Genomic DNA, 14,535 nt, shown 5'->3' on the forward strand with positions numbered 1-14,535 from the left:
TTGACGTCGTTGGCGCGTGCGTCGTGGCGGGGTGTTGAGCCGTCGTTGTGGTTGTCGACGTTGCGGCGTGGGCGGGTGGATCAGGCGGAGGTGTACGCGGCTGTGGCGGCGTATGCGGGTTCGGGTGCGGGTTCGGTGGACTGGGCTGGTGTGCATGCCGGCAAGGGCCACCGCACGATGACCCTCCCCACCTACCCCTTCCGCCGGCACGACCTGGTGGCGCCCCCGGCCCGCGGCGAACGCGCCGCGCCCACCGCGCCGGCCGCGGGACACCCGCTGTTCGACCGTCACTACGAGCACCGGAGCGAGGGACAGTGACGCACACCCCAGAGACGTACGAGAAGACGTTCACGGGCCAGGAGCCCCTCATCGCCCAGCACCGCTCCGCGGGGACCGGACTGCTCCCCGCGGCCGTGCAGCTGGAGATGGCCCTCGTCGGCGTCGCACGCCGCCGGCCGTTCGCCCCCCTGGAGCTCACCGGGGTGTCGTTCCTCCGCCCCCTCACGGTCGCCGACCGGGGCAGCGCGCCGGTCCGCCTCGACGTGACCCCCGGCCCCGACCGCACCCGCTTCGAGCTGACCACCCTCGTGGCCGGCACCCGCAAGCAGCTGTCCACCGGCGCCGGACGGTTCCTCCCGGCGGACGCGGCGCGGCCCGGCCGCACCGCGACGGACCACGAGCCCGCCGGTGCACGTGACGTCGCCCCGGAGCGCCTCTACACCGGATGGGAGCGCGAGGGACTCCAGTACGGCCCCGACTTCCGCACCGTCCGCGCGCTCTCCGTCGCCGAGGCCGGAACGGCCCGTGCCACCCTGCGGTCCGACACCGAGCCGATGCCCTGGTACGCCCACCCGCTGCTGGTGGACGGCGTCTTCCAGGTCGTCAGCTGCGCCCTGCAGGACCTGACGGGTGCGGACGGCCCGTACCCCATGCTGCCGATCGGCGTCGAGCGGCTCGCCCTCTTCGCCGACCTGTCGACGGCGACGGACGGGGTCGCCGTCCACGTCCGCCGCACCAGCGACGACGGTGCCCACGCCACCGCCGACGCCCTGCTGCTGGGACCCTCCGGCGACGTCCTCGCCGAGTTCCGGGGCGTACGGATGCGGCGCACCACCACCGTGACCCGCCCGCCCGCAGCGGCGACCGGCTCCACGGCCTCGGCACGGACGACCGACAGCGCCGCGGGACGGCGGGACCCGCTGCCCGTCTCCCGCATCGACTGGCACCCCCAGGAGGGCGACCCCGCCCGCCGCGAACCGGCGTCCGGCACCTGGGTGGTCCTCCACCACGGCCCAGCCGACCGGCTCGGCACGGGCGCTGCCGAGGCGCTGCGCGCCGACGGCGCCCGCGTCGTGGAGGTCGCGGCCGGCCCGGCCGCGCCCGCGAACGGCGCCGCCGACCCCGACCGGCTGACGCTGGGCCGGCCCGACCAGGAGGCGTTCCGGCGGCTCTGGGAGGAGATCGGCGACCCCGTCGCGGGCGTGGTCCACCTGTGGAACGCCGACCGCCCGACCGCCGGCCGCAGGAACGAGGAGGAGGAACTGCGGCTCGGCCTGTATGCCTGCCTAGCCGCCCTGCGCACCCTCGGCGAGCGGCAGCGCAGGTCCCGCTTCCTCGTCGTGACCCGCGACGGCCAGCCCGTCGCCCGTGGCGACCGGCCGGTGCCCGCCCGCGCCGCCCTGTGGGGCCTCCTGCGCACCGCCGCCATCGAGTACCCGGGTCTGCGCCCGCGCATCGTCGACCTCGGCGGCGACCCCGGCACGCTGCTTCCCGCCCTCGTGGCGGAACTCGGTGACGCACGGGGGCCCGTCGAGACCGGCTACCGGGGCGACGTCAGGCACGTGCCCCTCCGGGTGCGCGACCGCGCGGCGCACACCCCGCCGCGCCCCGCCGGGCAGGGCCGCATCCGGCCCGGCGGACGCTACCTCGTCCTCGGCGGCCACGGCGGCCTGGGCCTCGAGGTGGCCGAGCGGTTCGCCCGCGAGGGCGCCGGCGTCGTCGCGCTGGTCTCCCGGTCCGGCGCGAACCCCGCCTCCGACGAGCGGGCCGCCGCCCTCACCGCCCACGGCTGCCTGGCCGTCTCGTACAGCGCGGACATCACCGCCCCCGGCGCCCTGACGGCCCTGGTCGAGAAGATGCGGCGGGAGCACGGCGACGTGCACGGCGTCGTCCACGCTGCGGGCACTCTCAAGGACGGGCTGATCCGCAGCGCCACCGCCGAGGACGTCATGGCCGTGATGCGGCCCAAGGCCGACGGGGTCCGCGAGCTGGCCGCCGCCATCGCCGGGAGCGACCTCGACTTCGCGGTGCTGTTCGCCTCCGTCTCCGGCACGTTCGGCAACCTCGGGCAGGGCGGCTACGCCGCCGCCAACGCCTACCTCGACGGCTACGCCCACGCGCACGGAGCGCCGTGGCTCAGCGTCGACTGGGGCCTGTGGGGCGAGGTCGGCATGGGCACCGCCGTGGCGGCCCAGCTCAGGGCGCGCGGCGTCCGACCGCTGACCACGGAGGAGGGCCTGGACGCCCTCATCGCCGTCCTGGGGGCGGAGCAGCCCGCCCGGCAGCTTGTCATCGCCCACCCGGACGCGGGCACCGAGATCGCCGAGCCGGAGGATCAGGAGGACCGCGCCGGCTCGGCCGCCTCCGCCGGGACCGCCGGCGTCGGACCTCTTCCTCCCGGTCAGGCTGAGCGCCCTGACGACTCCGGTGGGGCAGCAGGGGACGCCGTCGGGCGAGTCGCCGACGCGCTGGCGGAGTTCCTCGTGGAACGGCTGGGCATCGCGTCCCTCGACCGCGAGGCGCTCCTCTCGGACTACGGCATGAGCTCGATCATGAGCGTCGAGCTGTCCGAGGAGTTGTCACGCCGCTGGGGCGTCAGCCTCCCGGCCACGCTCTTCCTGGAGTACGGGGCCTTCGACGAACTGGCGGAGGCGCTCACCGAGCGCTACGGCGCGGCGGCGGCGCTGCCCGAGCCGGCCGAGGGCGAAGCCGCCGGTGCCACCGACGCCGAGGCAGCCCCCGCAGAGCCCGCCGCCGCAGAGTCCGCCCGGCCTGTCGAGCCGGCCCTCTCCCAGGGCGCGGCAGATACCGCGACCCCCCTCGCTCCCACCGCCTCGACCGTCTCCGTCCCCGCCGCCGCTCCGCAGCGCCCCCGCCGTTCGGCGGCGCGCGGACGCGACCTGGACGTCGCCGTCGTCGCCGTGTCCGGCGACCTCCCCGGTGCACCGGGTGGTGTGGCAGACCTGTGGCCGCTGGTGCGCGCGGGCGGCCACGCCTTCACCGACGTGCCCGCCGAACGCTGGCACGTCGACGCCCACTTCGAGGAGCGCGGGCCCCGCATGACGGGCACGTACTGCCGCAAGGGCGCCTTCCTCACCGGCACCGACCGGTTCGACCCGGCCTTCTTCGGCATCTCGGTGCGCGAGGCCGAGGAGATGGACGTCCAGCAGAAGCTGCTCCTGGAGCACGCCTGGGCGGTCCGGGACGACGCCGGCCTCGTCGGCCGCCGTGACATCGGCGTCTTCGTCGGCGCGACCTACACCCACCACCGTGACACGCAGGGGCTGGAGACCGTGGGCCCGCACACCGCGCTCGGCTCCATGAACGCGGTGCTCGCCAACCGGATCTCGTACGCCCTCGACCTCACCGGTCCCTCGCAGACCGTCGACACCCTCTGCTCGTCCTCGCTCGTCGCGCTCCAGCAGGCGGTCGCCGCGCTCCGCGCCGGCCACTGCGGCGCCGCGATCGTGGCGGCCTGCCAGGTCGGCCTGACGCCCTGGTACTACCGCAGCCTCAGCCAGCTCGGCGCCCTGTCGGAGGGCCTGCCGAAGCCCTTCGACGAGCATGCGGACGGCTTCCTCCCCGGCGAGGGAGCCCTCGCCGTCCTGCTGAAGCCGCTCGCGGACGCGGAGCGCGACGGCGACCTCATCTGGGGCGTCGTCCGGGGTACGGCCGTCAACCACGGCGGGCGCGGCAGCGCCCTGCCCGTGCCCCGCAGCGAGGCCCAGGCAGCCGTCGTCCGTGCGGCGTTGGACGACGCCGGGCTCGCCCCGGCCGACATCTCCCTCATCGAGACCCACGGCACCGCGACCCGGCTCGGCGACCCCATCGAACTCGCCGCCCTCACCGAGGTGTTCGGCGGCGATCCCGACCGGGAAGGGCCGGTCCGCCTCGGCGCCGTCAAGGGCAACATCGGACACCTGGAGCCGGCCGCCGGACTCGCCGGACTCGTCAAGGCCCTGCTGAGCCTGCGGCACGGGGAGATCCCCCCGGTCGCCGGCTTCGAGAAGCCCAGCAGCCACCTCGACCTGTCCTCCGGGCCGTTCGAGATCCCGACCGAGCCCCGCCCGTGGACCTCCGCGGGGCCGCGGCGCTTCGGCGTCAGCTCCTTCGGCATGGGCGGCACCAACGCCCACGTCGTCGTCGAGGAGTACGTCGGGGACCACCGCGCCGGCGAGTCCGGCGACGGGCCGGCCGACGAGGCCGCCCACGCGGACGGCTCCACCGGTGAACACCTGCTGGTCCTCTCCGGCCACACCCCGGAGGCCCTGCTGCGGCGCATCGCGGCCACGCGGGCGGTGCTGCGCGGGGAGTCCGCCGCCGGCTTGCGGGAACTGTGCCGTTCCAGTGCCGTCGGACGCGACCACCGGGCGCACCGGATCGCCGTGCTCGGCGGCTCCGCCTGGGAGATCGGCGCCGGGCTGGACCACGCGCTGCGGCTCGCGGACCGGGCGCCCGGCACCGTCGTGCGCGGCTCCGTCGTGGTGGAGACCGCCTCGGCAGGGCTCGGCGTCCACGCCCTGCGCCACGTCGGAGGGGCGGCCGTCGACTGGGCGTCCGTATACCCGGATCCGGCGGTACGCCGCCGGCCGCTGCCGCCGTATCCGTTCGGCGCGGCAAGCGCACCGACGGGAACCGTGACCCCGGTGGCTGCCAAGGCACCAGCGCCCCCCGCGTCACCGGCGGCAGCCGCGCACCCCGCCCCCGCCGTCGCCCCCACCGCCGCCCCCACTCCCGCCGTCGCCTCGGACGCGTCGACCGGAGCCCCGGCCGCTGCCCGGAGCGAGGACGTGGCCGGGGCCGTCCGCAGGCTCTCGCGCGCCCACCGCGTACTCGGCGAGGAGACCGTGCCCGGCGCCGTGCCCCTCGCCCTGGGGCTGCGGGCGGCCGCTGAACTGCGTGCCGTCGCCTTCACGGGCCGGGGGAGCGGTCCGCACGCGTTGACCACCGACCTGGACGAGCCGGGCCGCACGGGTCCGGTCGCCTTCCGGTACGCCGGCCGCACGATCGCCCGGCTCACCACCGGCGCCGCCCAGGCCGGACCCGCGCCCGCCGCACGGGACCTGGACGCCCTGCGCGCGGACCTCGGCCGCGACCTGGAACCCGCGGGTCTCTACGCCTGGTTCGCCGCCAAGGGCATGGAACTGACCGCCCCGCTCCGGTCGATCACCGAGGTCCACTACGGGGCCCGCCGGGTCCTGGCCCGTGTCGACCTCCCGGCCGACGGCCCCCTGGAGGCCGAGGCGGCGGCACTCGACGCCGCCCTCCAGGCCATGGCCGTGCTCACGCTCGCCGACCCCGAAGCGCCGACCGGCACCTTCCTGCCGGTCGCCGTCGAAGGCGCCGCGCGCTGGGGCGACCCGGCGCGCACAGCGTTCGTGCTCCTCGACGGTGCCGAGGCGGTTGCCGACGGCGTCCGGCACGGCGACGTCGACCTGCTGGCGGACGACGGCAGGGTCCTGGTCCGCCTCGAAGGCATCGAGTACCGCACCGTGGCCGGGAACGGCACGAGTACGGGTAGCGCCGCGGGTACCACCGGCAGCGAGGCCACGACAGGAGGCGCAGCCACGACCGGCGGCGCGGACGCGTCCGCCCCGGCACCCCGCTCGGCACGGCTGGCGGCGGCCGAGGCGGCCGTCGTCGACGTGGTGCGGGCGGCCCTGCACGACCCCCGGATCACCGCGACCACCTCGCTGTCGGCCGTCGGCATCGACTCGATGCTCGCGACGGCCGTCGCCGCCGACCTGGACGAGGGGTACGGGGCGCAGCTCAGCCCGACGGACGTCCTGGACGCCGCCGACTGCCGCACCCTCGCCGTCCATGTCGCCGAACTGGCCCCGGAGGACGCCTTCGCGCTGCCCGGGGCCGAGGCGGCACCTGCCGCCGGAACGGCGCCGCGGGTCACCGACGAGACCACCGGTCCGGCCACCGGCCAGGTCCTTCACCGGGCCGCCGGCCGGGCCCCGGACCGGGCCCCCGGCCCGGCCGCGCTCTACGGAGCGGACCCCGGCGAGGCGGTCTCCGCCGACGACGTGGCCGTGATCGGAATGGCCGTGGCCCTGCCCGGCGCCACGGACCCGGAGGGACTGTGGGACGTGCTGGCCGGGTCCGGCGACCGGGTCGGCCCCGCGCCCGCGAGCCGCTGGGGCCGGTACGCCGACCGGCGGGAGCCGGACGTGGGCGGGTTCCTCGACGGCGTCGAGGAGTTCGACGCCCGATTCTTCGACTTCTTCCCCAAGCAGGCCGAGGCGCTCGACCCGCAGGCCCGCTGGCTGCTCCGCACCACCTGGGAGGCGCTGGAGTCGGCCGGCCTGCCGCCGCGCGGACTGTCGCCCGACACCGGCGTGTTCGTCGGGGCCAGCTACCAGCACTACAAGGACTACAACCTCTCCCCGGAGCTGGACGCCCCCGCCGGCCTGGGCAACCACAACGCCTTCCTGGCGAACCGGGTGAGCTTCTTCCTGGATCTGCACGGGCCGAGCATGACGATCGACACGTTGTGCTCGTCGTCGCTGGTGGCGTTGCACACGGCGGTGCGGAGCATCCGGGCGGGGGAGTGCGAGCAGGCCGTCGTCGCCGGCGTCCGCGTCGCCATGTCGCCCCTGCACTACGTCGCCATGCGGAACCTGCGCGCCCTGTCACCCTCCGGCCGCTCGCGGCCGTTCGATGCGGGTGCGGATGGGTTCGTGCCGGGTGAGGGGGTGGTGACGGTGGTGTTGAAGCCGTTGGGTGCGGCGTTGCGTGAGGGGGATCGGATCCGGGGTGTGGTGAAGGGTTCGGCGGTGAATCACGGGGGTCGTACGAGTGGGTTGACGGTGCCGAGCAGTGCTGCGCAGCAGGCGGTGATCTCGGCCGCGTTGGTGGATGCGGGTGTGTCGGTGGAGTCGATCGGTCTGGTGGAGGCGCATGGGACGGGGACGGGTCTGGGTGATCCGATCGAGGTGGAGGGTTTGACGCGTGCGTGGCGGTCGGTGACGGGTCGTTCGCAGTTCTGTGCGTTGGGTTCGTTGAAGGGGAATGTGGGGCATCTGGAGCCGGCTGCGGGTCTTGCGGGGTTGGTGAAGGTGTTGTTGTCGATGGAGCGGGGTGTGGTTCCTCCGTCGTTGCATGTGGTGCGGCCGAATGATCACATTCGTTTCGAGGGGACGCCGTTCTTCCTGGCGGATCGGGTGTCGGCGTGGCCTCGTCCGGTTGATGGGCCGCGTCGTGGTGCGGTGAGCGCGTTCGGGATGGGTGGGGTGAACGCCCACGTGATCCTGGAGGAGGCCCCCGAGGCCCCGGTCAGGGACGTACCCGCCCCGGAGTCGTTCGTGGTCCGTGTCACCGGCGCGGACGAGACGGCCGTACGGAAGCTGGCCGCCGTCTACGCCGCTCGCCTCGACACGGCGCGCGACGCCGCAGAGACAGCCGACCTGTGTCACACGGCCAACACCGGCCGCTCCCCGCTGGAGTACCAGACCGCCGTGCACGGACGCTCGGCGGCGGACCTCGCGGCGGCGCTCCGCTCGGTCGCGGACGGGACGCACCCCGTCGCCCGCGTCGACATCGACCTCACCGCCGACGCGGCGGCGGCCCTGAGCGGGACGACCGCCGCCCCCGGCCACCCGGCCCACGCGGCGGAGCTGGCCACCGTCGGATACGCGCACGTCGACTGGTCCGGGCTGTCCCCCGCGGGAGCCCGTGTCACGGATCTCCCCACCTACCCGTTCGCCGGATCCCCGTTCTGGCGAGGCCCCGGCGAGGCCGACCAGGCCGACCACACCGAGCCCCCGGCGCGGGACGGACAGACGGGCACACCGGCCGTACGCGTCCAGTGGCGCGCCCGCGACCTGGCACGAGCAGCCTCGGCCGGACCGGCGACGGTGAGCCTTCACGCCGCCGACCCCGCCCTCGGACAGACCCTGACCGGGCTGCTGCGGGACCGGGGCGTGGCCGTCGTCGCGCCCGGCGCGCCGGCCGACGCCGCCGTGGTGGTCGGAGCCCGGGACGTCCGGCACGCGGATCCCGCCGAACTCGGTTCCCTCTGGGCCGAGGTCGGCGACCTGATGAGGACGCTGCCGCAGCGGGCCGGAGTCCTCTGGGCCTCGTTCGGCGGGGCGGACCCGCGGTCCGCCGCCCAGACCCGCCACGGCACGCAGGGCGGTGGCCCGGACCCGGTCCGGGCCGCGGCCGCCATGGCCGTCCGGGCCGCGGGAGCAGAAGGCCGCCGACCCACCTCCGTCGTCCACCTGGACCCCGCCGACCCCGCCGCCGACCAGGCCGCTCACCTGGCCGCCGAGCTCGCCGCACTGGTGTCCGGCGCCCAGGAGCCCGAGGACGCCGACGCGGGGACCACCGTCGCCGCCTACCGGCAGGGTGCCCGGTACGTGCCGGAGACCGTGCCCGCCCGGCCCGGCCCTCCGTACTTCCTCCCGGCCGAGGGGTACTGCCTGGTCACCGGAGGGCTCGGAGCCGTCGGACCGCGACTGACCGAACGACTCGTCGCGCGGGGCGCCCGGCGCGTCGCCGTCGTCGGCCGGTCGGCCCTCGACGCCACCCGCGCGCAGGCTCTGCGAGAGCTGGCGGGCAGCGGTGCCGAGGTCGAGTACGTGCCCTGCGACGTCTCCGACCCGACGGCCCTCGCCGCCGTCGCGGACCGGCTCGGCCGGCGCTGGGGCAGGCTGGTCGGCATCGTGCACGCTTCCGGCGCGGTCAACCCCTTCGGGGCGATGCACCGCCGCCCCTGGAGCGACGCCGAGAAGGTCCTCGCGCCCAAGGTGGCCGGCTCGCTGAACGTCGTCCGCCTGGCCAAGGAACGGTGCGCCGACTTCGCCGTCCTCGTCTCCTCGATCGCCGGCACCCAGGCCCTGGCCGGCCGCGGACTGGTCGACTACAGCCTCGCCAACGCCTTCCAACTGGCGCTCGCCGAACGGGAGGACGACGAGGTCACCGCAGTCACCGCGCACGCGTGGCCGAACTGGACGGGCATCGGGATGAAGGCCGACGACGCCTTCTCCGCCGGCCACTCGGTCGGCGCCGAGGAGGCCCTCGACGCCTTCTTCGACCACCTGAGGTCGGGCGGAGCCGTCGTCTTCCCCGGCACCGCGTCCACCCCGGCGGGGACGGTGGCCACGGCCACCGCCGCACCCGCCCCCGCCTTCCCGGCCGACGCCGCGCTACCGGCCACGCGGCGCGACACCACCGCGATGCGCGCCCAAGTCCGGGAAGCCTTCCTCCACGTCCTGGGGGAGGACCCCGGCGACCGGCCACTCCACGGGCTCGGGCTGGACTCTCTGGTGATCGCGGAACTGGCCACCGCCCTCGAACGGGGCGGCCTGACCGTCGACCCGTCGCTCCTCATGCGGGCCCGTACCGCCGACGACATCGCGGCCGAACTCGCCGACCTGGCATCGCCCGCCGCCGACCTGACCGCACCCGCAGCCGTCCCGGCGCCCCCGGCCGCCACCGCGCCCGACCGCACCGGGGCCGCCGACGCCACCCTGAGCGCGCTGCTGCGCCCCCTGCTCGACCGCGACGGCGGGCGGGGGGCGGTCCAGGTATGACCGGCGAGCCGAACGAAAGGACAACTGTGAGCGAGCTCGACACCCGCATCGCCGTCATCGGCCTCGCGACGAGGCTCCCGGGCGCCGAGGACGTGGCCGACCTGACGGCCATGCTGGGTGGCGACGGGGTCGAGGTCGGCGAGGTCCCGCCGAGCCGGTGGGCCCGCCACCTGTACCTCGGCGAGGCGCCGCACCGCGGCACCCACCACCGGGGCGCGTTCCTGGTCGACCCGTTCTCCTTCGACCACGAGGCCTTCGGAATGACCGCCGAGGACGCCGTCCTCCTCGACCCGCAGCAGCGGGTGATGCTGGAGGTCGGCGCCCGGGCCCTGGAGGACTCCGGTTACCTGGGCGCGCGCCGCAGGCTCGACGCGGGCGTGTTCATCGGCGCCCGGATGAACGCCTACGGCTTCGACCATGGCCGCGGCACAGCCGCACCCTGCCTTCCGGACCCCGCGGTGTCCACCCCGGCCGGCGCCGCCGGGCCCGGCCCGGCCGCCCTGTGGGGGCGGTCGCAGAACTTCATGGCGGCCTGGCTGTCCGACCGCTTCGACCTCGCGGGCCCCAGCCTGGTCGTCGACACGGCCTGCTCCTCGTCGCTCTCGGCGGTCTGGCTCGCCTGCCAGAGCCTCGCCTCGGGAAGCTGCGAACTCGCCCTCGTCGGTGCGGTCGACCTCCTGATCGACCCGCTGACCTTCGTCCTGCTCTCCCGTACGGGAGCACTGTCACCGGACGGGCTCTGCCACACCTTCGACCGCCGGGCCAACGGCTACGTCCCCGGCGAAGGAGCCGCGGCCCTCGTGCTCAAGCCGATGGCCGCGGCGCTGCGCGACGGCGACCTGGTCCTCGGCGCGATCAGCGGGGTCGCAGTCAACAACGACGGCCGCACCATGGGCGTCACCACGCCCAACCTGGAAGCCCAGATCGAGCTGCTCGACAAGGTCTACCGGACCGTCGACCCGACGACCGTCCAGTACGTCGAGGCGCACGGCACCGGAACCGCCATCGGCGACCCCATCGAGGTCCGGGCGCTCACCGAGGTGTTCGGACGCCACGGCGTCCCGCGCAACTCCGTCGCGCTCGGTTCGGTCAAGCGCCGGATCGGCCACCTCCACTCGGCCTCCGGGCTCGCCGGCCTCGCGAAGGTCATCGTCTCGCTGCGGGAGGGCACCGTGCCGGCCGTGGCCACCGAGTCCCCCAACCCCCGCCTCAACCTGGACGACAGCCCCTTCCACCTGCCCGACGCCCCCCGGCCCTGGCCCGACGTGCCGGTCCGCCGGGCCGCCGTGAGCGGCTTCGGCTTCGGCGGCACCAACGCGCACGTCGTGGCCGAGGCGGTCCCCGCCCCGGCCCGCCGGAACGGAACGGCTCCGGCCGGGGCCCGGCAGCCCGTCCACCTCCTGACGCTCTCCGCCGACACCGCTTACGGTCTGCGCGAACTGTGCGCCCAGTGGGTGGAGTTCCTGCCCGCCCTGCGGGGCCGCCCCGAGGAACTGGCCGACGTGTGCGCCACCGCCCGGCTCGCCCGGCCGCACCGCGCCGCGCGGCTGGCCGTCGTCGGCAAGGACGCGGACGAGCTGACAGCCGCCCTGCGCGCCAAGCTCCTCGCCCCCGGTGCGCCCGGAGCCCCGGGAGCCACCGGTGCCCATGCGTCCCTCGCGACCGTCTCCGTACGCCCCGAAGCCGCCGCGGCGCCGCCCGCGTGGCTCACCGCCCTCGACGGCTCCACCCCCGCCGTGCACGACGTCGTGCGCCAGTTCGAGATGGCCACCGGCGCCCCGCTGGCCGCGTTCTCCGGCGAACTGCTCCGCATCCTCTCCGGGATCGCGCTCGCCATCGCGCTGCGCGACCTGGGGCTGCCCCGCGGCGCCGTCGACCTCCCGCCCGGCTGGGAGCCGGTCGCCGACTTCGTACGGGGGAGCCTGCCGCTGGAGCAGGCGCTCGGCGACGTCCTGCGGCGCGACGGCGACCCGGCCCGCGAGGCCGAGCAGCAGGGCGCCGCAGGCCGCGACGTCGGCGCGCGCCTGGCCGGGGCCCCCGACGAGCGGACCGCAGCGGCCGTACTGGCGGCCGTCGTCGCCGAACTGTTCGAGGCCGGACGCGACATCGACTGGGCCGCGTTCCAGAAGACCACCGGTGCCGCGTGGAGCAAGCGCCTGCTGCCGGTCGCCCAGCCGCGCGGACGCGCCCTCGACCTGGCCGAGCCGCTCCGGTCCGCCGAACCCGGCTCGCCCGCCGAGCTGGTGTCCGACGAGGGGGCCGCCGGATACACGTACGCCCGGGTGTTCAGCCCGGGCGAGGTGCCCATCGCGCAGCACTCCGTGTACCGCACGCTGATGCTCCCGGGCGTGGCCTGGTTCGACCTCCTGCGCGAGGGGGCCGCCCTGCGCGGCGAACCGTTCCACGGCGCGCTGGACGTCCTCTTCCACCGCCCCCTCATCCCCGCCGGGGCCCGGCGGGTAGTCGGCCGGGTCGACGGGGACGGGCGGTTCCGGGTCGAGGACGGGGAGACCGGCGACCTCTTCGTCACCGGGCGGCTCGCCGCCCGTGCCGAGCCGGCGCCCCGGCTCCCGGTCGGCACCCTGCTGGCCGACTGCGCCGGGTCCGCCGTTCACGCGGGCTCCGGCCTGTACCGGTGGCTGCGGCGCATCGGCTACCACCACGGGCGCTACTACCGGAACATCTCCTGGGTGGCGAGCCTGCCGGACGGCGGCACCCTCGCCCGGATCGAGGGCACCCGCCAGCGGGAGCTGAACCCGCCCGGTGTCCAGCTCTTCCCCGGCCTCCTGGACAGCGTGACCGTGGCGGCCATCGACCCGGCCAACCCGGTCTTCGGCACCGCGGACGCCTCCGCGTTCATCCCGCTGTCGGTGGGGCGGCTCGACGTCCTGGGCCCGCTGGACGACGCCGCGTACGTCCGTACCGAGATCGCCTTCTGGAACGACGAGGCGTGCCGGGTCACCCAGACCGTCACCGACGAGTCGGGCACGCCGCTGCTGGTCTTCGGCGACATGTCGTCCAAGCGCGTCCCGGCGCTGGCGTTCCGCGAGGACACCACGACCGGGCCCGCCCCGGAGGCGGCCGTCCCCCCGGCCCCCTCCACCGTGCGGGCGACGGTCCCGGCCACCCCGGCCGCCGATCCCGTACCCGCTGACACCGCACCGCCACCGGCAGCGCCCCTTCGTGCGGCCGTTCCCTCCGTGGATGTGGCTGCGGATGCGGATGCCGTTGCCGAGGGCGCTCCTGCCGCCGAGCGTGTCCCCGCCGCCGTCAGTACGCCGTCGGCACGGGCACTGGCGTGGTTCCTCGCGCTGACGGGCACGTCCGAGGAGCACGCCGACACCGAGTTCCTCTCGGCCGGTTTCGACTCCGTCGGCCTGGTGGCACTCAGCGAGCGGATCTCCCAGGAACACGACCTGTCCCTGTACCCGACGGTCTTCTTCGAGTACGCGACGCCCCGGCAGTTCGCGGACTTCCTGACGGAGGAGGCACCCGAACTCGTCGACCGGCTCCCGAGCCCCCCGGCCCCGGCTGCCCCGTCGACGACGGCTGCCGCGGGTGCAGCGGCTGTCGCGGCGGCTCCCGAGGCCCCGGCGGCCCCAGCCCTCCCGACGCCCCCCGCGGCCCCCGTCGCTCCGACGGCCCTGGTGCCCCCGACCGCCGAGGCACCTCCGGCCGCCCCGCCGGCGCCCCGGCCGCCGGAGCCGGCGCGGCCTCCCGCCCCGCCGGCGCGCGTCACCGCCGTCGCCAGGCCCCGTACAGCCACCGAGGCCGTGCCCGACGACGACACCCACGCGACCAGGACGCGCGACATCGCGGTCGTGGGCGCCGCGGTGAGGCTGCCCACGGCCAGTACGCTGACGGCCTTCGCCGAGCTGCTCGCCGAGGGCCGCGACACGGTCGGCCCGCTGCCCGAAAGCCGTCGAGGCGACGCCGGCGGGCCCCTTCCGCACGCCTCCTTCCTCGACCGGGTCGACGAGTTCGACCCGGCACCCTTCCGGATCTCCGCCCGCGAGGCGCCGTTGATCGACCCGCAGGCCCGCATCGTCTACGAGACGATCTGGGAGGCCCTGGAGGACGGCGGACGTGGCGGCGCCCGAGCGGGCGAGGACCGTACCGGGCTGTGGATCGCCTACAGCCACGACCACTACCACGAGGAGCGGTTCCGCCACGGCGTGCCCGAAGGGCGGGGCCTGGGCCTGGAGGCGATGATCGCCAACCGGCTCTCCTACCTGATGGACTGGCGCGGTCCCAGCACGGTCGTCAACACCCTCTGCTCGTCCTCGCTGGTCGCCCTGCACTCCGCGCTTCAGCACCTGCGCTCGGGCGACATCGACACGGCGGTCATCGGAGCCGTGCACGCCGGCATCAGCCCGGAGTACTTCCGGTCGATGGGCGACATGATGGCCCTCTCCCCGCGCCACCGCAGCCGTGCCTTCGACAGCACCGCCGACGGCTTCGTTCCCGGAGAGGGCGCCGTGGCCGTGGTGCTGCGGCGCTGCGGCGACGCGCTGCGCGACGGCGACCGGATCCGGGGCGTCGTCAAGGGCGCCGCCGTGAACCACGGCGGCCGTACCACCCGTTACTCGGCGCCGAGCCCGCGCGCCCAGGCCGAGGTCATCTCGGCCGCGTTGGTGGATGCGGGTGTGTCGGTGGAGTCGATCGGTTTGGTGGAGGCGCATGGGACGGGGACGGGTCTGGGTGATCCGATCGA

General features: G+C 75.7%; 2 protein-coding genes and 1 pseudogene. All 3 read left to right on the forward strand.

From position 1 onward, the window contains the following. A pseudogene (locus ACF1ED_RS37090) lies at window positions 1-318 on the forward strand (hypothetical protein); the annotation flags it as partial. Further along, complete coding sequence (locus ACF1ED_RS37095) at window positions 315-9,821, forward strand: SDR family NAD(P)-dependent oxidoreductase (RefSeq protein WP_391767779.1); 9,507 nt, start codon at window positions 315-317, stop codon at window positions 9,819-9,821. The pseudogene ACF1ED_RS37090 and the gene ACF1ED_RS37095, both read left to right, overlap by 4 nt. 26 nt (window positions 9,822-9,847) lie before the next feature. Beyond that, window positions 9,848-14,535 (forward strand): beta-ketoacyl synthase N-terminal-like domain-containing protein (locus ACF1ED_RS37100; protein ID WP_391767780.1); only part of this gene is annotated, 4,688 nt, incomplete at its 3' end.

Origin of the sequence: Streptomyces sp. NPDC014656 (genome assembly GCF_043084305.1) — a bacterium.
Lineage (GTDB): Bacteria > Actinomycetota > Actinomycetes > Streptomycetales > Streptomycetaceae > Streptomyces.